The following is a 17,691-nucleotide window of genomic DNA, read 5'->3' as shown; positions in this document are numbered from 1 at the left end:
GCCGATGAAAATACTGATTGTAGAAGATGATACGCTGCTGCAACAGGGTCTGAACCTCGCCCTGACGGGAGAAGGTTATGCCGTTGACTGCGCGGCGAATGCGGCCCAGGGGACGGCGTTTTTGCAAAGCGGCCAGTATAGCCTGGTGGTGCTGGATCTTGGCCTGCCGGATAGAGATGGCGCCGATCTGCTACGTCAGTGGCGTAAGGAACAGCAGGATCTGCCGGTGCTGATCCTCTCCGCACGTGATGCCCTGTCCGACCGAGTGGATGGACTGGATGCCGGTGCCGACGACTACCTGATGAAGCCCTTTGCGCTGGCCGAGCTGAAAGCGCGCGTCCGCGCGCTGATCCGTCGCTATCAGGGCCAAAGCGATAACCTGTTGCAGCATGGCGATATCACCCTCAATCTCTCTTCACAGCAGGTTGCTGTCGATCTTCAGCCGGTGGACGTGACGCCGAAGGAGTTTTCTCTGTTGACCCGCCTGCTGATGCGTATTGGCCAGACGGTACACCGCGAAACTTTGCAGCAGGATCTCTATAGCTGGCAGGATGACACCTCTTCAAATACACTTGAAGTTCATATGCATAATCTGCGGCGCAAACTGGGTAAAGATCGGATTAAAACGGTACGCGGCGTGGGTTACCGGCTGGAAGAGCGCTGATGAACAGTATGCGCAGGCGTTTGCTGGTGATGCTGGCGCTGATCGTGCTCAGCTGTCAGCTATTGAGCACGTTTTGGCTGTGGCATGAAAGCCGCGAACAGATTGGCTTTCTGGTCAATGAAACGCTGTCGGCACAAGCACGAAATGAACAGGTAGAGAATGAAATCCGCGAGGCGGTCGCCTCGTTACTGCTGCCTTCGCTGGTGATGGTCTGCTTTACCCTGATGCTTTGCTTCTGGGCAATCAGCTGGGTTATCCGCCCGCTGCGCGCGCTGGAAGCCAGCCTGGTTTCCCGCTCGGCTGACAATCTCACCCCGCTTCCTCTGCATTCAGAAATGGATGAAATTGTTGCCGTTACCGGCGCATTGAATCAGCTCCTGGGCCGGCTGGACAACTCTTTGCAACAGGAGCGCCTGTTTACTGCCGATGCCGCCCACGAACTGCGCACGCCGCTGGCCGGATTGCGTCTGCACCTTGAACTGCTTGAGCAGCAAGGGATATCACAATGCTCGGTGCTTGTAGCACGTATCGACCAGTTGATGCATGTCATTGAACAACTGCTGATGCTGGCGCGCGTCGGCCAGGAGCTGGCCAGTGGTCATTATCAAACGATGAGCTGGCAAGAGGTTCTGGATCCGCTGCGCCAGGAAATGGACGAACTTCTGGCACTGCGGCGGCAGCGGTTCATTGTCAGTGGTGATAGCGGGATCAAAGTACAAGGAGATGCCGTGCTGCTGCGCCTGATGCTGCGTAATCTGCTGGAAAATGCTTCACGCTACAGCCCGGAGGAAACAACCATTACGCTGCTGTTGACAGCGGATGCAGAAGGCAGCAGCGTCATCGTGCGTGATGAAGGCCAGGGCATTGATGCCGCCTCCATGCAGGATGCCATCAAAGCGTTCCGTCGCATGGACAGGCGCTATGGCGGCAGCGGTCTGGGGCTGAATATTGTTCAGCGTATCGTACAAATCCATCATGGACGCCTGAGCCTGACTAACCGCAGCGATTGCTGTGGCCTGGATGTCTGCTGCTGGCTGCCAAAGCAGCTGGGTTAGCGCTGCCGGTTGCAAAACGGATCGACAAACTGACGCTTTAAGTTTATCCGCGGACTGGCTCCGTTCACCATGCGGGCCGCAAGTGGCAACGGTTGAGCCCAGCGCCAGCCTTCTGCGCACAGCTATCGCCGGAGGCAGAGAGCAAAACGGGACGCCATCAGAATGCATCCCGTTGCTTTCAGCGTGGCTTAACGCTGATAAATGGTTTCGACGCCTTCTTCGTCATCTTCATCCCAGTCATCGTCCCAGTCGTCGTCTTCTTCCGCTTCTGGCTGCGCTTCTTCCAGCTGCTGACGATGGTAATCATCCCACATGAATTCCACTTTTTCTGGCTGTTTGGCGGCCAGTTCAGCTTCTTTCGGATTGGCTTTGATAAAGGCCATCACGTCCCAGCACAGCGCATTCACACCCGTGCGGTTCGCCGCAGAGATCAGATAGTATTTGTCAGTCCAACCCAGCGCCTCAGCGATAGCTTTGGCACGAGACTCCGCCTCTTCTTCATCCAACAGATCAACCTTGTTGAACACCAGCCAGCGCGGCTTCTGGAACAGCTTATCGCTGTATTTTTCCAGCTCGCCGAGGATGATGCGTGCGTTCTCCACCGGGTCGCTTTCGTCGATCGGGGCCAGGTCGATGGTGTGCAACAGCACGCGGCAACGCTCAAGGTGCTTGAGGAAGCGGATCCCAAGGCCAGCGCCGTCAGATGCACCTTCGATCAGGCCAGGGATATCGGCAACAACGAAACTTTGCTCGCTGTCCATCCTTACCACGCCCAGGCTTGGCACCAGCGTGGTAAACGGATAATCAGCCACTTTCGGCTTCGCTGCGGAAACGGCACGGATAAAGGTCGATTTACCGGCGTTAGGCAGGCCCAGCATGCCAACATCCGCCAGCAGCATTAGCTCCAGCTGCAGATCGCGTTTCTCACCCGGCGTACCCATGGTTTTCTGACGTGGAGTTCGATTCACCGATGATTTGAAGCGCGTGTTACCCAGCCCGTGCCAGCCGCCTTTGGCCACCATCATTTTTTGCTGATGATGCGTCATATCGCCCAGCGTTTCACCGGTTCCCTGGTCGATAATGCGCGTTCCGACCGGTACTTTGATCAGAATGTCATTACCGCGTTTACCGGTACAGTCACGGCTCTGACCGTTCTGACCACGTTCTGCGCGGAAAGATTTCTCAAAACGGTAGTCGATCAGGGTATTAAGGTTCTCATCGGCCTGCATATACACGTCGCCGCCGTCACCGCCATCGCCGCCATCAGGACCGCCGCGCGGAATGTATTTCTCACGACGGAAGCTCACGCAGCCGTTACCGCCATCGCCAGCTACTACCAGGATCGTCGCTTCATCAACAAACTTCATTTTACTTCTCCGTCACTCATACGCCCGGATTCCCATGCAGGTGGCATCGGAACGGGATTGCTCCGCCGTGGCCATAAGCGATGACCAACTGCGAAAAACATGGCGCCTGACAGCACGACTATTGCTCCGACAAACCCTAAAGTATGAAGCTGCGGAATGGCAAAAAAGTCGGGCCAGCCAGGCGATAACAATGCTGAAAAACAGGGCAAACAGCGCCGCTAGCGCCACCATTGTGCTGACCTTCGCCGCCCGCCTGCTTCCGTCAGCGCGCCAGACACACCAGGCTGTTCAGCGCACAAAAAATCAGGCAGCCCAGCTACCCGACGTCCAACTGCCATACCAAATCCAGGTCAGCTAAAGGCAGTAAAACCACTGCGCATAAAGTGTACAACAAATACAGGATCCGTTGTGAGACCGGGCTGGAATTAAACAACATCACCAGCCAGCGGGGATGCCGGTAAAAGCCCCGGGGCGACAGCTGGCGTTTAACGCCAGAATCGTACCAAGACTGAGGACTGCGAGGAAAAGCGGTAAAATACCACCGTGAAGAGTTCATCGCCTGCCGTAACAGCTTCGTCACGATCGGGGCCAGCCCCGGCTTATGGCGGCGAACGGCGCCAGCGCCATCCCCATTTCTGCCTGTTGCCTTGTCACTGACATTCAGTGCTCTGACAGCTCGGGCAGAATGTAAAAAGCCCCGCAGTCTAGTGCGGGGCTTTTCTTTTCGTCGCAGCAAGCGCCTTAACGGCTGCTCTGCGGCACAAACACCGGATTACTCAGCAACGATGCTGATGTATTTACGGTTGTTTGGGCCTTTAACTTCGAACAGGACCTTACCAGTTGCGGTAGCAAACAGGGTATGGTCACGACCGCAGCCTACATTGGTGCCCGCGTGGAATTTGGTGCCACGCTGACGAACGATGATGCTACCAGCCAGTACAGATTCGCCGCCGAAACGTTTTACGCCCAGACGTTTTGCATTGGAGTCACGACCGTTACGAGTCGAGCCGCCAGCTTTCTTATGTGCCATTTGTCAGATCTCCTCTTAGGCGCTGATGCCAGTGATCTTCACATCAGTGAACCACTGACGGTGACCCTGCTGCTTACGGTAGTGCTTACGACGACGGAACTTAACAATCTTGATTTTGTCCCCACGACCGTGAGCAACGATTTCCGCTTTAATCACGCCGCCTGAAACTAAAGGTGCGCCGATTTTAACGTCTTCGCCGTTGGCAATCATCAGAACCTGGTCGAACTCAATCGTTTCGCCGGTTGCGATGTCCAGCTTTTCCAAGCGAACGGTCTGACCTTCGCTTACTCGGTGTTGTTTACCACCACTTTGGAAAACCGCGTACATATAGAACTCCGCTTCCGCGCTTGCCTTTTTTTGATTTCAGGCTGCGCTATAAATATTCACAATAGGGCGCGAATTCTACGCAACTTCCCCGCCAAAGACAAGTGCCTGTTACGCTGTATTGCAGAAAAAAAACGCAACGCGAATGGAGACGTTTCACCGCCGCGTTTTTCAAGTACAATCTGTCATACATTTCATGCCACAGGCACGGGTAAAAGCGCTTATCATCGTTGCGAACTGAGCGATAGCTGAACAGACTAATGAACTTAGAACAGATAAACGAACTCACCGCGCAAGATATGGCGGACGTCAATGCGACAATACTCGACCAGCTGAACTCAGATGTGTCCCTTATCAACCAGTTGGGTTACTACATTATCAACGGCGGAGGTAAACGCATCCGCCCTATGATTGCCGTGTTGGCTGCGCGGGCAATCAATGATTATGCGGGTAAACAACATATTACCGTGGCCGCGCTGATCGAGTTCATTCATACCGCGACGCTGCTGCACGATGACGTGGTAGATGAATCCGATATGCGCCGTGGCAAAGCCACCGCCAACGCCGCCTTTGGCAACGCGGCCAGCGTACTGGTTGGTGATTTTATCTACACCCGCGCCTTCCAGATGATGACCAGCCTTGGGTCACTGAAAGTACTGGCATTGATGTCAGAAGCAGTGAACGTGATCGCCGAAGGCGAAGTGTTACAGTTAATGAACTGTAATGACCCGGATATCACTGAAGAGAGCTATATGCGGGTGATCTACAGCAAAACTGCCCGTCTGTTCGAAGCGGCAGCGCAGTCTTCCGCCATTCTGGCTGGTGCCAGTGCGACAGAAGAGCAGGCTTTACAGGATTATGGTCGTTATATTGGTACCGCATTCCAGTTAATTGACGATCTGTTGGATTACAGTGCTGACGGTGAAACGCTGGGCAAAAACGTCGGCGACGACCTGAGTGAAGGAAAACCTACCCTGCCATTGCTGCACGCGATGCGTAACGGAACGCCCGAACAGGCCAGCATGATCCGTTCAGCCATTGAAGAAGGAAATGGGCGCCACTTACTGGAATCCGTTCTGGAAACAATGAACCAGTGCGGGTCGCTGGAGTGGACGCGTAATGCCGCTGAAAAAGAGGCTGACAAGGCCATTGCTGCGTTGGCAGCCCTGCCAGATTCACCGTGGCGTAGTGCACTGGAAGCACTGGCTCATATGTCGGTTCAGCGCACGTTTTGATACCAGCCACAAGGGAGGCCCGGCACAAGCGCCTTGCTTCCCGTTATCTACGCGACTCTCGCCCCACCATCTGACCGCCATCAAAACATTCTGAAACAACAACACGCAGTTTCCTGAACTTTGTGTAGCCTTACGCAAAAAATCGGTTACGCCACAAATTAATTGGAATTTAACGGAAATTAAATGCTATAAAAACCGTGTTACATCCAGATATGACTGGTTTTTAGCAAGGGAGTTCGGCGAAAGGCTGGCGTACATCACAGTATTCTACCGCTGTAATTTTAAAAAGTGCTCAAGGAGGATAAGCACATGACACACAACCCGCAAGACTGGCACCCCGCCGACATCATTGCCGCCTTACGTAAAAAAGGCACCACGCTGGCTGCACAGTCGCGACTGGCAGGCTTGAGCTCATCAACCCTGGCCAACGCATTATGCCGTCCATGGCCAAAAGGAGAATGGATCATCGCCACAGCTTTGAACATTCATCCATCTAAGATCTGGCCCAGCCGGTACTTTGATGTGAACACACATCGTCTTATCGACCGCCAACAGCGCATTCGACGATAGAAAACAGGGCCGGTATTCGCTACCGACCCTGTTTTTATTTAGCGGAATATTACTCTTCGCCGCTGATCCGCTGGATATTTGCCCCAAGGGCTATCAGCTTATCTTCGATATGCTCGTACCCTCGGTCGATATGATAGATGCGGTCCACCAGCGTGGTGCCTTCCGCAATACAACCCGCCAGCACCAGACTGGCGGAGGCACGCAGGTCGGTCGCCATGACCTGTGCGCTGGAGAGCTTCTCAACGCCGTGACATATCAACGTATGGCTTTCAATCTCGGCGTGCGCACCCATGCGAACTAACTCTGGCACGTGCATAAAGCGGTTTTCGAAGATGGTTTCAGTAATCACCCCCGTGCCTTCAGCCACCAGGTTCAACAAACTGAACTGCGCCTGCATATCGGTTGGGAAACCGGGATGCGGCGCTGTGCGTAAATTGACCGCTTTAGGCCGCTTACCGTGCATGTCCAGGCTTATCCAGTCTTCTCCCATCTCGATGTCCGCACCGGCTTCGCGTAGCTTAGCCAGTACAGCATCCAGCGTATCGGGCTGCGCCGCACGGCAGGTAACCTTACCGCCGGAAATCGCTCCCGCCACCAGGAAAGTACCGGTTTCGATGCGGTCAGGAAGTACGCGATAAACACCGCCACCAAGGCGATCAACACCTTCGATGGTGATACGATCGCTGCCGGCACCGGTGATTTTCGCCCCAAGCGTGTTGAGGAAGTTGGCAGTGTCGACAATTTCCGGCTCACGCGCAGCATTCTCGATAACGGTGGTGCCCGTTGCCAGCGTCGCCGCACTCATGATAGTGACGGTTGCACCCACGCTGACCTTATCCATAACGATATGCGCCCCTTTCAGGCGACCCGCGACAGAGGCTTTAACGTAACCTTCTTCCAGTTTGATCTCGGCGCCGAGCTGCTCAAGGCCGGTGATATGAAGATCAACCGGCCGTGCGCCGATAGCGCAACCACCGGGCAGTGATACTTGCCCCTGGCCAAAACGTGCCACCAGCGGGCCCAATGCCCAAATCGAGGCGCGCATGGTTTTCACCAGTTCATAAGGCGCGCAGTAGATATCCACATTGCTGGCATCCAGATGCACGGAACCATTACGTTCGGCCTTCACACCGAGCTGGCCGAGCAGCTTCATGGTGGTATCAATGTCTTTCAGTTTCGGGACATTCTGGATCTCGACCGGCTCTTCAGCCAGCAGAGCAGCGAACAGGATCGGCAATGCGGCGTTTTTTGCCCCGGAAATGGTGACTTCACCATTCAGCCGGGTCGGACCCTGTACACGAAATTTATCCATTGCAACTACTCTCTGTTGTCAAACATAAAATCTGCTGTCAGCCCTCACCACGAAGCGCGTGATGAGATCTGCGCAGCTTAAAAACCGTTTAGCTTACGGTCACGCGCCCATTCTTCAGGGGTGTAAGTCTTTATGGAAACCGCATGAATACGGTTATCGGCAATGTAAGCCATCAGGGGGGCATAGACCGTCTGCTGCTTCTTCACGCGGCTCATCTCGCCGAAAAGTTCACCAACGGCAATGACCTGAAAATGGCTACCTTCGCCAGTTACGTGGACTTCCTGCAAAGGTAACGCGCTCATTAGCACGGACTGAATTTCACTATTTTCCATGATGCTTTAAATTTCACTTGATAATAAACAGACATACATCTTAGTGGAATCTGCCCAACTCTTAAACAAACAAAAGATGCCCGATGGCATACGAGCAGACCTGAATGGAAGCTCACAGCACGACAAATACAGCGAAAACAGGGGCCGGGACAGCCCCTGGTGGATGAAAAGTCATAAACTTAATACGTTCTCTGCATTGATCAAACAGGCAGTGAACAACCGCGTTTTAATTGCTGCAGACGATAATTTTCTGCAAATTATAGAGCGTGATGAGCGAATTCAGTTTGTCAGTAATTCCGCTAAAGCGCGGTTTCCTGCCGTTATCAATGGCGATCTGTTGCAGATGGACCAGCAATGCCAGTCCTCCCGAATCCACTCGCTGCAGAGCGGAAACGTCAATCGTCTCTACGTGCTGCATCACCGCCTCTCGCTGTTGCCATAACGGCAGCAGCGTTTCACGCTCCAGTTCACCGATGAGGCGGAGCTGGCCCGTCTCAACTTCCCAGCGCAGTTGCTCGTTCATTATGACTGCTTGTTCAACGTAACGGCCTGCTGAGCATAGGATTTCAGGCGCTGGGTTAAACCATCAATGCCTTTCTGGCGCAGGACATCACTCCATTCATTCTGCTTGGTGGTGATCATACTGACCCCTTCAGCGATCATGTCATACGCCTGCCAGTGACCGTTGACGCTATTTTTGCGCCACTGGAAGTCCAGGCGCACCGGTGGCCGGCCATTAGGATCAACGATGGTGACGCGAATGGCGATGATATTTGCTCCGCCAGTGGGTTGTTCTGGCGCAATTTGATAGGTCTGGCCATTGTACATCGCCAGCGCCTGACCATAGGCCTGAGCCAGATAGTCGCCGAAGGCTTTAAAATAAGCGTCACGCTGTGCCGGAGTGGCGTCTTTGTAGTAACGGCCCAATACTAAGGCGCCAGCGTACTTGACCTGCACATAAGGCAGTAGCTCTTCACGTACGATCTGGCGCAGATAGTTGGGATCCTTTTTGATTGCAGGCTGTTCATTTTTTAGACGACTGAACGTTTTCGCTGCGGCTTCATTCATCAGCTTATAAGGATTGGTCTGGTCAGCTTCCGCATGAGCTGCTAAAGGTGCAATGGCCAGCATCGCCACCATGAGTAAACGTTTTAACATTATTTGCCCTCTTATGGATTATTCGCTGCTGCCGGGGCAACTTGCCCCTGAGCTGCCTTATCACCTTCAGCAGGTGGGTTCTTTTCATCATTGTTGCCGCTCTTGTAAAGGAACTGGCCAATGAGATCTTCCAGCACCATGGCAGATTTGGTGTCCTGAACAGTCCCGCCATTTTTGAGAAGAGCAGTGCCCATTTCCGGGTCATTGAAACCGATATTCAATGCCAGATACTGCTCACCCAACAGCCCGGAGGTGCGTACCGCCAGCGAACTGGTATCCGGGATATTGTTATATCGCTCGTCGATATCCATGCTGACCTTCGGCGAATAGCTTTTCGCATCAAGCGTAATATCCGATACGCGGCCTATCACTACCCCGCCGACTTTCACCGGCGAACCGGGCTTCAACCCACCCACGTTGTCGAAAGTGGCATACAGTTTCCAGGTCGACACATTGCCAAATGATTTGAGATCGGTAACGCGCAGACAGAGAAAAATAATTGCGCAAAGCGCTAACAGTAAGAAGGCACCTACCCAAATTTCACTTTTTTTTGATTGCATTGCATTAATTCCCAAACATCAGTGCTGTAAGCACAAAATCAAGACCAAGTACCGCCAGCGAGGCATGTACTACAGTACGCGTTGTTGCCCGACTTATACCTTCAGACGTCGGAATCGCATCGTAGCCGTTAAACAGCGCAATCCATGTCACGGTCAGCGCAAATACGGCACTTTTGATTGTGCAGTTGATAATATCAGTTTGCAGGTCGACCGCATTCTGCATCGCCGACCAGAAATAGCCGGGATCGATACCCTTCCAGCTCACGCCAACCAGAGTACCGCCGAGAATGCCTACCGCAACGAAGATCAGCGTCAGTAGCGGCATGCTGATAAAACCGGCCCAGAAGCGCGGCGAAATGATGCGCCGCAGCGGGTCAACCGCCATCATCTCCATGCTGGAAAGTTGTTCAGTAGCCTTCATTAAACCGATTTCAGCCGTCAATGCCGAGCCGGCGCGCCCGGCGAACAGCAGTGCCGTTACCACCGGCCCCAGTTCACGCAGTAACGACAACGCCACCATCATGCCCAGACTGGCTTCAGCGCCGTAAGTTTTCAGAACCAGGTAACCTTGCAGCCCCAGTACCATGCCGATAAACAGTCCGGAAACCACTACGATCAACAGCGACAGCACGCCAATGCTGTACAGCTGTTTAACCAGCAGCGGCGCATGCCGGCGAAAGCGTGGAATGCCAAACAACGCATGGAACAGCATTAATCCGGCGCGACCAAGAGAGGCGCAAAAACGAATTCCCTGACGCCCTAATAACGCCAGTGCTTGTAGAAACATCAGTGTGTTAACTCCCTGAGCCGACTAAATCTTGCAGATAATCCCCGGCGGGGAAACGGAATGGTACCGGCCCGTCGGCAATACCATCGATAAACTGACGCACGCGAGCGTCATCATTTTTACGCAGATCGGGGGCGGTGCCCTGAGCGATCACTTTCTGATTAGCAATAATATACGCGTAATCGGCAATGCTTAGCACTTCTGGCACATCGTGGGAAACCACGATACAGGTCACGCCTAAAGAGTGATTGAGTTCGTCGATGAGCTTTACCAATATGCCCATGGTGATAGGATCCTGGCCAACAAACGGCTCGTCGAACATAATCAGATCCGGCTCCAGCGCAATCGCCCGCGCCAGCGCTACGCGGCGGGCCATGCCGCCAGACAGTTCAGAAGGTTTGAGATGTGCCGCACCGCGCAGCCCGACGGCTTCCAGTTTCATCATTACCGTGCTGCGCAGCAACGGGGCGGGTAAATGGGCGTGTTCACGCAGCGGCCAGGCCACATTATCGAATACGTTCAGATCGGTAAACAGCGCGCCCGACTGAAACAGCATGCTCATCTTTTTGCGCGCTTCATACAGCCGGGAGCGGGAAAGTGCAGGAATATTCTCGCCATTGAACCATATCTCCCCGCTGTCCGGCGGCAGTTGCCCGCCAATCAAGCGCAGCAGTGTGGTCTTACCAATACCGGAAGGCCCCATTATAGCCGTGACTTTTCCCCTGGGCACCGTAAGCGAGATGTTATCGAAAATCGGCCGATTGCCACGGGAAAAACTCACGCCCCGGACATCCACCAGATTCGTTTCCGTCTGGCTCATAGTTACCTCGATTCTTCTTCTCAGACGATTAATTTAATCCCGATGGTAACGTATTACCTGCGGGGCTGAACACTTTTACAGAAACTTACCGCATAAGATGTAGCTTAAGTGGCCATAAGTTTTACTTTTTGCTTAGACACCGTCAAAATCACTGCCATTAAATCGCCGTAACTTATTGTCATGTACGGCAACCGACGATTATAACCGATTAAAAGGACACTTCATGCTCGTTGCTACAGCACTATTGATTATCGGTTTAGTCTTATTGGTTTACGGTGCCGATCGTCTGGTGTTTAGCGCAGCTATTTTATGTCGTTCTCTGGGCATACCCCCGCTAATTATTGGTATGACCGTGGTGGGTATTGGCACCTCGCTGCCAGAAATGATCGTCTCATTTTCTGCCGCCGCACGCGGGCAAATGGATATCGCAATAGGGACGGCGATGGGTTCAAACATCGCCAATATTCTGTTGATCCTCGGCGCTGCCGCGGTGCTGCACCCGCTAACGGTACATTCTAACCTGATTCGCCGCGAACTCCCGCTGATGCTGCTGGTGACTCTGCTATGCGGCGTCATGCTGTTTGATAACCAGCTGAGCCGTGGCGATGGTCTGACCTTAATGGCTATAGCGACGGTCTACCTGCTGTTTATCATTAAAATCGCCCGCCGGGCCGAGCGCGAAAATAATGATTCGTTAACCCGTGAACAGCTGGCCGAACTGCCGCGTGACGACACAGGCAATACCGTTGCATTCCTGTGGCTGGCAGTAGCGCTGATCGTTCTGCCCATGTCAACCAACATGGTAATCGATAACGCCACGGTGATTGCCGACTACTTCGGCGTCAGTGAACTGGTCATCGGACTGACGATTATATCGGTCGGCACCAGCCTGCCGGAACTGGCTACCGTCATTGCCGGTGCGCTGAAAGGCGAAGATGATATCGCCATCGGTAACCTGATAGGTTCTAATATTTATAATTTGGCTATTGTGTTGGGTATTCCGGCATTGCTACATCCCGGCTCGTTCGATGCAGCCGCCTTTGCCCGTGACTACTGGGTGATGCTCGGCGTCAGCGCGCTGTTTACATTGATCTGTTTGCAGCGCAGTCGCCGCATTGGGCGGCTGGCTGGGGCGCTGTTGCTGTGCGGATTTATCTGCTGGGTGGGCATTCTGTATCAATTCCCCTCAGTGACCTTTTGGTAAAAGGACCGACAATGATGACGCATCTCACTGCCGAAAACGACTTTGATTTTCAACAGGCCGGAAAAGAGGTCTTGCAGATTGAACGCGAAGGCCTGGAACAACTCGACCGCTACATTAACGATGACTTTACCCGTACCTGCGATCTGATTTACCGCTGTCGCGGCAAAGTAGTCGTCATGGGGATGGGCAAATCAGGGCACATTGGCAAAAAAATTGCCGCCACCTTTGCCAGTACCGGTACGCCCGCTTTCTTTGTACATCCTGCTGAAGCCAGCCACGGCGATTTGGGCATGGTCACCTCTGACGATGTGGTGATTGCCATCTCTAATTCTGGCGAATCTTCAGAGATTTTGGCCCTGATCCCGGTGCTGAAGCGCCTGCACGTCACATTAATATGCATCACCAGCCGTCCGGAAAGTGCAATGGGGCGTGCGGCAGATATCCATCTGTGTGTTAAAGTTCCGCAAGAAGCCTGCCCGCTTGGCCTGGCACCGACCACCAGCACCACCGCCACGCTGGTGATGGGCGATGCGTTGGCCGTTGCGCTATTGAAAGCCCGTGGCTTTACCCAGGAAGACTTTGCTCTCTCTCATCCCGGCGGGGCACTGGGGCGCAAGCTGCTGCTGCGCGTTGATGATATCATGCACTGTGGTAATGATATGCCACACGTCAGCCGTGACGCCTCACTGCGTAACGCCCTGTTGGAGATGACGCAGAAAAACATGGGGATGACGGTCATTTGTGACGCTGCGATGCAAATCGGAGGTATCTTCACCGATGGTGATTTACGCCGCATCTTCGATATGGGCATTGATATTCAGCACGCCAGTATTGAAAGTGTCATGACGCCAGGCGGCATTCGCGTGCGGCCTGGTACGCTGGCGGTGGATGCACTGAATCTGATGCAAACCAGGAATATCACCTGCGTCATGGTTGCCGAGAACAATCGGCTACTTGGCGTGATCCATATGCATGACATGCTGCGCGCTGGCGTAGTTTAATCAAGGAAGCGAACCATAATGAGTCACCCAGCAACCACCGTTGACACCTGCTACGGCCCGGTAAACCAACAGGTAATCACCAAAGCACAGGATATCAAACTGTTGATCTGTGACGTGGACGGCGTGATGTCGGACGGCGTGGTCTATCAAGGCAATAACGGTGAAGAGCTTAAAGGCTTCAACGTGCGTGATGGCTACGGTATTCGCTGCCTGCTGACATCCGGGACAGAAGTAGCAATTATTACCGGCCGCAAAGCGAAACTGCTGGAGGACCGCTGCATCACGCTTGGTATTACGCATCTTTATCAAGGGCAGTCAGATAAGGTTTTGGCCTTCCGGGAACTTCTGGATAAACTGGCACTCGGTGCTCACCAGGTGGCCTACATTGGCGATGACCTGATTGACTGGCCAGTCATGGCACAAGTCGGTTTGAGCGTAACCGTCGCCGATGCGCATCCCATACTGCTGCCCCGTGCTGACTACGTGACGCGCATCGCTGGCGGGCGCGGTGCGGTGCGCGAAATATGTGACCTGATATTAATTGCACAGGGTAAGTTTGAAACGGCTACAGGGCAGTCTGTATGAGTAAAACAAGACGCTGGATAACACTGATACTGGCGGTTATCGCCATAGTGTTGATCGGTTGGAATCTGACGGACAGTGATAACGGTAAAGGGGCGGTCACCAGCAATGATACTGAACCCACTTATATGAGCGATAATTCACGTACGCTGGTGTATAGCCCGACAGGCTCCATTAGCTATAAGCTGGTTTCTGACAAAGCGACCTATTACGCTACCGATGCGGTGAGCTGGTTTGACAACCCGGTGATGACAACATACGACGATAGCAAGGCTGCGTCCTGGACGGTACGTGCAGATAAAGCCAGGCTCACCAACGATCGAATGTTGTATCTCTATGGGCATGTGCAGGTAGACAGCCTGACTCAGGATGCACAGCTTGAGCGGATCAAAACGGACAACGCACAGGTCAACCTGACCACCCAGGACGTCACATCGGAGGATCGGGTAAACCTTTACGGCCGGAGCTTTAACTCTACCGGCATGAAGATGCGTGGGAATTTGCGGAACAAAACTGCCGAGTTGATTGAAAAGGTCAAAACATCTTATGAAATTCAAAATGAACAATAAAAGCTTAAAGTTACTGACAGCCGGCCTGCTGCTGGCCAGTAGCGTTCCGGCATTCGCGCTGACCGGCGACTCCAATAAACCCGTTAATGTTGATTCAGAAAACCAGGCGCTGGATATGCAGGGTAATGTGGCAACCTTCACCGGCAACGTGTTGGTCACTCAGGGCAGCATCAAAATTACGGCGGATAAGGTGGTCGTGACCCGTCCGGGCGGCGATAGCAAAAAAACCATTGTCGATGCCTATGGCAATCTTGCAACGTTCTACCAAATGCAGGATAACGGTAAACCGGTTCAGGGCCACGCTGAGAAAATGCGTTACGAGCTGGCGAACGATCGGGTCGAGTTAACCGGGAACGCCTATCTCGAACAGCTTGACAGTAATGTAAAAGGCGATCGCATTACCTATCTGGTAAAAGAACAAAAAATGCAGGCTTACGGCAACACCGGCAAACGCGTTACTACCGTGCTGGTGCCGTCACAGCTGCAAGATAAAGACCCTTCGTCAAACGGCCAGAAGAAGAGTAACTAACGAATATGGCAACCTTAATTGCAGAAAACCTGGCGAAAGCCTACAAAGGTCGTCGGGTGGTTGAAGATGTCAGCCTGCAGGTTAAGTCCGGCGAAATCGTTGGTCTGCTTGGCCCTAACGGGGCGGGCAAAACAACGACATTTTATATGGTCGTAGGGATTGTGCCGCGCGATGCGGGGCGCATCGTGATCGATGAAGAAGACATCAGTATATTGCCGTTACACGCGCGCGCGCGCCGGGGGATTGGCTACTTGCCACAGGAAGCCTCTATTTTCCGTCGCCTGAGCGTTTACGACAATTTGATGGCGGTATTGCAGATCCGTAACGATCTCACCAGCGAACAGCGCGAAGACCGTGCCAATGAGCTACTGGCAGAATTTCATATCGCGCATCTGCGTGATAGCCTGGGACAGGCCCTATCCGGGGGCGAACGCCGCCGCGTGGAAATTGCCCGCGCGCTGGCAGCCAATCCAAAATTTATCCTGTTGGATGAGCCTTTCGCCGGGGTTGACCCCATCTCCGTGATTGATATAAAAAAAATAATCGAACATCTGCGCGACAGCGGCCTTGGCGTCTTGATCACCGACCATAACGTCCGTGAAACGCTGGCAGTCTGCGAACGCGCCTACATTGTCAGTCAGGGGCATTTAATCGCCCACGGTACCCCAGAAGCGATCCTGGCCGATGAACAAGTGAAGCGTGTCTATTTAGGCGAAGAGTTCAGACTCTGATAAGGTGTTCACCTTAGGTATGATTTCTGGGGAATTAACATCCTGAATATGAAGCAAGGTCTACAACTCAGGCTGAGCCAACAGCTTGCCATGACGCCACAGCTGCAACAGGCCATTCGCCTGTTACAGCTCTCTACGCTTGAACTACAACAAGAAATTCAGCTGGCGCTGGAAAGTAACCCGCTGCTTGAACAGACCGATATTCATGAAGAGGTGGCCAGTCGCGAATATCAGGAAACCGAGGCGCTGGATACCCGGGAAGCACTGGAACAGAAGGACATGCCGGAAGAGCTGCCGCTGGATGCCACCTGGGATGAGATTTATACCGCCGGAACGCCCTCAGGGACCGGCACCGACTACCATGACGATGAATTGCCCGTCTATCAGGGGGAAACAACGCAGACGCTGCAGGACTATCTGATGTGGCAGGTAGAGCTGACGCCGTTTAGCGATACCGACCGGGCAATTGCAACGTCGATTGTCGATGCCGTAGATAATACCGGCTATCTGACGGTTTCACTGGAGGAAATCCTCGACAGCATGGGTAACGACGAGCTGGCACCAGAGGAAGTCGAAGCGGTACTGAAACGGGTACAGCGCTTTGACCCTGTTGGCGTCTGCGCGCGCGATCTGCGTGACTGTCTGCTGGTTCAGCTATCGCAGTTCGCTCAAGAGCATCCTTTTCTCAAAGAGGCTCGTCTGATTGTCAGCGAACATCTCGATCTGCTGGCAAACCATGATTTTCGCAGTCTGATGCGCGTCACGCGCCTTAAGGAAGAGGTGCTGAAAAGCGCCATGCAGCTGATTCAGACCCTCGACCCCAGGCCAGGTCAGTCGGTCAATACTCAGGAACCGGAGTATGTTATCCCGGACGTACTGGTACGCAAAATCAGCCATCGCTGGGCGGTAGAGCTTAATGCTGACAGCGTGCCGCGGCTAAAGATTAACCAGCATTACGCTTCTCTTGGCACAAATTCACGCAGCGATAGCGACTCGCAGTTTATCCGCAGTCACCTGCAGGAGGCGAAATGGCTGATCAAAAGTCTGGAAAGCCGTAATGATACCCTGCTAAAAGTGACCCGTTGCATCGTCGACCGACAGCAGGCTTTTTTTGAACAAGGTGAAGAGTTTATGCGCCCGATGGTACTGGCAGATATTGCCAGCGCGGTCGAGATGCATGAGTCAACTATTTCGCGCGTCACCACGCAAAAGTATCTGCACAGCCCGCGCGGTATTTTTGAACTGAAGTATTTTTTCTCCAGCCACGTCAATACCGACAGCGGGGGCGAAGCCTCATCCACGGCCATTCGTGCGCTGGTGAAAAAGTTAGTCTCGGCGGAAAACCCTGCCAAACCGCTTAGCGACAGCAAGTTAACCTCCATGCTTTCCGAACAGGGAATTATGGTCGCCAGGCGCACTGTGGCAAAATACCGAGAGTCTTTATCCATCCCGCCATCGAATCAGCGTAAACAGCTGGTTTGAACGAACAGAGAAGGAAGACACGATGCAGCTCAATATTACCGGACAACACGTTGACATCACTGAACCATTGCGCGAGTTTGTTACCACTAAATTTGCCAAACTGGAGCACTATTTTGACCGGATTAACCAGGTCTATATTGTTTTAAAAGTGGAGAAAGTGACGCAAATTGCAGATGCCACGCTGCATGTAAACGGCGGCGAGCTGCATGCCACCTCGGAAGATAAAGATATGTACGCGGCGATTGACGGCCTCATCGATAAGCTGACGCGTCAGTTGAATAAACATAAAGACAAGCTAAAACAACACTAAACTTCACTAAGCACCGGCTGGATTTTTCAGTACCGAAATCATGAGTGAGGCTGAACGCGGTTAACGGCT

The 17,691-nt window shown here is 53.2% G+C and carries 23 protein-coding genes; 13 read left to right on the top strand and 10 right to left on the bottom strand.

The window, feature by feature from the left end; all coding sequences use genetic code 11:
- The first annotated feature begins 4 nt into the window (after nucleotides 1–4).
- Both pmrA and pmrB read left to right on the top strand, forming a co-directional pair.
- A complete protein-coding gene (gene pmrA / locus JGC47_RS01855) occupies nucleotides 5–664 on the top strand; it encodes a two-component system response regulator PmrA (RefSeq protein WP_013036273.1) in 660 nt (219 codons plus the stop codon).
- Nucleotides 664–1,719, top strand: a complete 1,056-nt coding sequence (gene pmrB, locus JGC47_RS01850) for a two-component system sensor histidine kinase PmrB (RefSeq protein WP_004155109.1) — start codon at nucleotides 664–666, stop codon at nucleotides 1,717–1,719. The genes pmrA and pmrB overlap by 1 nt, the downstream gene beginning before the upstream one ends.
- A 188-nt stretch (nucleotides 1,720–1,907) precedes the next feature.
- Here the strand turns inward: pmrB and cgtA are convergent, their stop codons facing one another.
- The gene (cgtA, locus tag JGC47_RS01845; protein ID WP_004155108.1) at nucleotides 1,908–3,086 is read right to left on the bottom strand and encodes an Obg family GTPase CgtA; all 1,179 of its coding nucleotides are present in this window, start codon (nucleotides 3,084–3,086) and stop codon (nucleotides 1,908–1,910) included.
- A 190-nt stretch (nucleotides 3,087–3,276) separates the two neighbouring features.
- On the opposite strand from cgtA, the gene JGC47_RS01840 reads away from it, so the two are divergent.
- A complete protein-coding gene (locus tag JGC47_RS01840; RefSeq protein WP_155118287.1) occupies nucleotides 3,277–3,444 on the top strand; it encodes a hypothetical protein in 168 nt (55 codons plus the stop codon).
- Nucleotides 3,445–3,858: 414 nt separating this feature from the next.
- Here JGC47_RS01840 and rpmA read toward each other — a convergent pair whose 3' ends face one another.
- Both rpmA and rplU read right to left on the bottom strand, forming a co-directional pair.
- Nucleotides 3,859–4,116 carry a 50S ribosomal protein L27 gene (rpmA, locus tag JGC47_RS01835; RefSeq protein WP_004155107.1) on the bottom strand — a complete coding sequence of 86 codons (258 nt, stop codon included), beginning with the start codon at nucleotides 4,114–4,116 and terminating at the stop codon, nucleotides 3,859–3,861.
- A gap of 15 nt (nucleotides 4,117–4,131) precedes the next feature.
- Nucleotides 4,132–4,443, bottom strand: coding sequence for a 50S ribosomal protein L21 (gene rplU, locus JGC47_RS01830; protein ID WP_004155106.1), 312 nt, complete (start codon nucleotides 4,441–4,443; stop codon nucleotides 4,132–4,134).
- 257 nt (nucleotides 4,444–4,700) lie between these two features.
- On the opposite strand from rplU, the gene ispB reads away from it, so the two are divergent.
- Entirely contained in the window at nucleotides 4,701–5,675 is a 975-nt protein-coding gene (ispB, locus tag JGC47_RS01825) for an octaprenyl diphosphate synthase (RefSeq protein ID WP_004155105.1), read from the top strand.
- 309 nt (nucleotides 5,676–5,984) lie between these two features.
- Complete coding sequence (locus JGC47_RS01820) at nucleotides 5,985–6,245, top strand: helix-turn-helix domain-containing protein (RefSeq protein ID WP_004155104.1); 261 nt, start codon at nucleotides 5,985–5,987, stop codon at nucleotides 6,243–6,245.
- A 49-nt stretch (nucleotides 6,246–6,294) separates the two neighbouring features.
- Here the strand turns inward: JGC47_RS01820 and murA are convergent, their stop codons facing one another.
- The 7 genes from murA to mlaF form a co-directional block, all read right to left on the bottom strand.
- On the bottom strand, nucleotides 6,295–7,557 hold the full coding sequence (gene murA / locus JGC47_RS01815) for a UDP-N-acetylglucosamine 1-carboxyvinyltransferase (RefSeq protein WP_004155103.1): 1,263 nt from the start codon (nucleotides 7,555–7,557) through the stop codon (nucleotides 6,295–6,297).
- 77 nt (nucleotides 7,558–7,634) lie between these two features.
- Complete coding sequence (gene ibaG, locus JGC47_RS01810) at nucleotides 7,635–7,889, bottom strand: BolA family iron metabolism protein IbaG (protein ID WP_004155102.1); 255 nt, start codon at nucleotides 7,887–7,889, stop codon at nucleotides 7,635–7,637.
- 226 nt (nucleotides 7,890–8,115) lie between these two features.
- A complete protein-coding gene (mlaB, locus tag JGC47_RS01805; RefSeq protein ID WP_004155101.1) occupies nucleotides 8,116–8,412 on the bottom strand; it encodes a lipid asymmetry maintenance protein MlaB in 297 nt (98 codons plus the stop codon).
- Nucleotides 8,412–9,047 (bottom strand): phospholipid-binding protein MlaC, encoded by a 636-nt coding sequence (gene mlaC / locus JGC47_RS01800; protein ID WP_004155100.1) that lies wholly within the window; start codon nucleotides 9,045–9,047, stop codon nucleotides 8,412–8,414. Before mlaC ends, mlaB begins: the two co-directional genes overlap by 1 nt.
- An 11-nt stretch (nucleotides 9,048–9,058) precedes the next feature.
- A complete protein-coding gene (gene mlaD / locus JGC47_RS01795; protein ID WP_004155098.1) occupies nucleotides 9,059–9,607 on the bottom strand; it encodes an outer membrane lipid asymmetry maintenance protein MlaD in 549 nt (182 codons plus the stop codon).
- Nucleotides 9,608–9,611: 4 nt separating this feature from the next.
- Entirely contained in the window at nucleotides 9,612–10,394 is a 783-nt protein-coding gene (mlaE, locus tag JGC47_RS01790; protein ID WP_004155095.1) for a lipid asymmetry maintenance ABC transporter permease subunit MlaE, read from the bottom strand.
- Nucleotides 10,395–10,401: 7 nt separating this feature from the next.
- Complete coding sequence (gene mlaF / locus JGC47_RS01785) at nucleotides 10,402–11,214, bottom strand: phospholipid ABC transporter ATP-binding protein MlaF (protein WP_004155094.1); 813 nt, start codon at nucleotides 11,212–11,214, stop codon at nucleotides 10,402–10,404.
- 223 nt (nucleotides 11,215–11,437) lie between these two features.
- Between mlaF and JGC47_RS01780 the strand changes: the two genes are divergently transcribed.
- Genes JGC47_RS01780 through hpf form a run of 8 tightly spaced genes read left to right on the top strand, consistent with a single transcriptional unit; the run spans nucleotide 11,438 to nucleotide 17,622 of the window.
- Nucleotides 11,438–12,418: a calcium/sodium antiporter gene (locus JGC47_RS01780; protein ID WP_004155093.1), complete on the top strand. Its 981-nt coding sequence runs from the start codon at nucleotides 11,438–11,440 to the stop codon at nucleotides 12,416–12,418.
- Nucleotides 12,419–12,429: 11 nt separating this feature from the next.
- Nucleotides 12,430–13,419: an arabinose-5-phosphate isomerase KdsD gene (kdsD, locus tag JGC47_RS01775; protein WP_004155091.1), complete on the top strand. Its 990-nt coding sequence runs from the start codon at nucleotides 12,430–12,432 to the stop codon at nucleotides 13,417–13,419.
- A gap of 18 nt (nucleotides 13,420–13,437) precedes the next feature.
- A complete protein-coding gene (gene kdsC / locus JGC47_RS01770; protein WP_004155090.1) occupies nucleotides 13,438–14,004 on the top strand; it encodes a 3-deoxy-manno-octulosonate-8-phosphatase KdsC in 567 nt (188 codons plus the stop codon).
- Nucleotides 14,001–14,570 carry an LPS export ABC transporter periplasmic protein LptC gene (lptC, locus tag JGC47_RS01765; RefSeq protein ID WP_004155089.1) on the top strand — a complete coding sequence of 190 codons (570 nt, stop codon included), beginning with the start codon at nucleotides 14,001–14,003 and terminating at the stop codon, nucleotides 14,568–14,570. The genes kdsC and lptC overlap by 4 nt, the downstream gene beginning before the upstream one ends.
- Entirely contained in the window at nucleotides 14,548–15,099 is a 552-nt protein-coding gene (gene lptA / locus JGC47_RS01760; protein ID WP_004155088.1) for a lipopolysaccharide ABC transporter substrate-binding protein LptA, read from the top strand. The genes lptC and lptA overlap by 23 nt, the downstream gene beginning before the upstream one ends.
- A gap of 5 nt (nucleotides 15,100–15,104) precedes the next feature.
- On the top strand, nucleotides 15,105–15,830 hold the full coding sequence (gene lptB, locus JGC47_RS01755; RefSeq protein WP_004155087.1) for an LPS export ABC transporter ATP-binding protein: 726 nt from the start codon (nucleotides 15,105–15,107) through the stop codon (nucleotides 15,828–15,830).
- Between the two features lie 48 nt (nucleotides 15,831–15,878).
- Nucleotides 15,879–17,312, top strand: a complete 1,434-nt coding sequence (rpoN, locus tag JGC47_RS01750; RefSeq protein WP_004155086.1) for an RNA polymerase factor sigma-54 — start codon at nucleotides 15,879–15,881, stop codon at nucleotides 17,310–17,312.
- Nucleotides 17,313–17,334: 22 nt separating this feature from the next.
- Entirely contained in the window at nucleotides 17,335–17,622 is a 288-nt protein-coding gene (gene hpf / locus JGC47_RS01745; RefSeq protein ID WP_004155084.1) for a ribosome hibernation promoting factor, read from the top strand.
- The last annotated feature ends 69 nt before the right edge of the window (nucleotides 17,623–17,691 follow it).

Origin of the sequence: Erwinia amylovora, from assembly GCF_017161565.1 — a bacterium.
In the GTDB taxonomy this organism is placed as follows: Bacteria; Pseudomonadota; Gammaproteobacteria; order Enterobacterales; family Enterobacteriaceae; genus Erwinia; species Erwinia amylovora.
The sequence above is the reverse complement of the archived record's forward strand: the minus strand, read 5'-3'. Positions and strand labels throughout refer to the sequence as shown.

Bases quoted from the DNA above. Each gene is read 5' to 3' on its own strand.
- pmrA (WP_013036273.1), top strand. From the start codon at position 5: ATGAAAATACTGATTGTAGAAGATGATACGCTGCTGCAACAGGGTCTG.
- pmrB (WP_004155109.1), top strand. From the start codon at position 664: ATGAACAGTATGCGCAGGCGTTTGCTGGTGATGCTGGCGCTGATCGTG.
- cgtA (WP_004155108.1), bottom strand. From the start codon at position 3,086: ATGAAGTTTGTTGATGAAGCGACGATCCTGGTAGTAGCTGGCGATGGC.
- JGC47_RS01840 (WP_155118287.1), top strand. From the start codon at position 3,277: ATGCTGAAAAACAGGGCAAACAGCGCCGCTAGCGCCACCATTGTGCTG.
- rpmA (WP_004155107.1), bottom strand. From the start codon at position 4,116: ATGGCACATAAGAAAGCTGGCGGCTCGACTCGTAACGGTCGTGACTCC.
- rplU (WP_004155106.1), bottom strand. From the start codon at position 4,443: ATGTACGCGGTTTTCCAAAGTGGTGGTAAACAACACCGAGTAAGCGAA.
- ispB (WP_004155105.1), top strand. From the start codon at position 4,701: ATGAACTTAGAACAGATAAACGAACTCACCGCGCAAGATATGGCGGAC.
- JGC47_RS01820 (WP_004155104.1), top strand. From the start codon at position 5,985: ATGACACACAACCCGCAAGACTGGCACCCCGCCGACATCATTGCCGCC.
- murA (WP_004155103.1), bottom strand. From the start codon at position 7,557: ATGGATAAATTTCGTGTACAGGGTCCGACCCGGCTGAATGGTGAAGTC.
- ibaG (WP_004155102.1), bottom strand. From the start codon at position 7,889: ATGGAAAATAGTGAAATTCAGTCCGTGCTAATGAGCGCGTTACCTTTG.
- mlaB (WP_004155101.1), bottom strand. From the start codon at position 8,412: ATGAACGAGCAACTGCGCTGGGAAGTTGAGACGGGCCAGCTCCGCCTC.
- mlaC (WP_004155100.1), bottom strand. From the start codon at position 9,047: ATGTTAAAACGTTTACTCATGGTGGCGATGCTGGCCATTGCACCTTTA.
- mlaD (WP_004155098.1), bottom strand. From the start codon at position 9,607: ATGCAATCAAAAAAAAGTGAAATTTGGGTAGGTGCCTTCTTACTGTTA.
- mlaE (WP_004155095.1), bottom strand. From the start codon at position 10,394: ATGTTTCTACAAGCACTGGCGTTATTAGGGCGTCAGGGAATTCGTTTT.
- mlaF (WP_004155094.1), bottom strand. From the start codon at position 11,214: ATGAGCCAGACGGAAACGAATCTGGTGGATGTCCGGGGCGTGAGTTTT.
- JGC47_RS01780 (WP_004155093.1), top strand. From the start codon at position 11,438: ATGCTCGTTGCTACAGCACTATTGATTATCGGTTTAGTCTTATTGGTT.
- kdsD (WP_004155091.1), top strand. From the start codon at position 12,430: ATGATGACGCATCTCACTGCCGAAAACGACTTTGATTTTCAACAGGCC.
- kdsC (WP_004155090.1), top strand. From the start codon at position 13,438: ATGAGTCACCCAGCAACCACCGTTGACACCTGCTACGGCCCGGTAAAC.
- lptC (WP_004155089.1), top strand. From the start codon at position 14,001: ATGAGTAAAACAAGACGCTGGATAACACTGATACTGGCGGTTATCGCC.
- lptA (WP_004155088.1), top strand. From the start codon at position 14,548: ATGAAATTCAAAATGAACAATAAAAGCTTAAAGTTACTGACAGCCGGC.
- lptB (WP_004155087.1), top strand. From the start codon at position 15,105: ATGGCAACCTTAATTGCAGAAAACCTGGCGAAAGCCTACAAAGGTCGT.
- rpoN (WP_004155086.1), top strand. From the start codon at position 15,879: ATGAAGCAAGGTCTACAACTCAGGCTGAGCCAACAGCTTGCCATGACG.
- hpf (WP_004155084.1), top strand. From the start codon at position 17,335: ATGCAGCTCAATATTACCGGACAACACGTTGACATCACTGAACCATTG.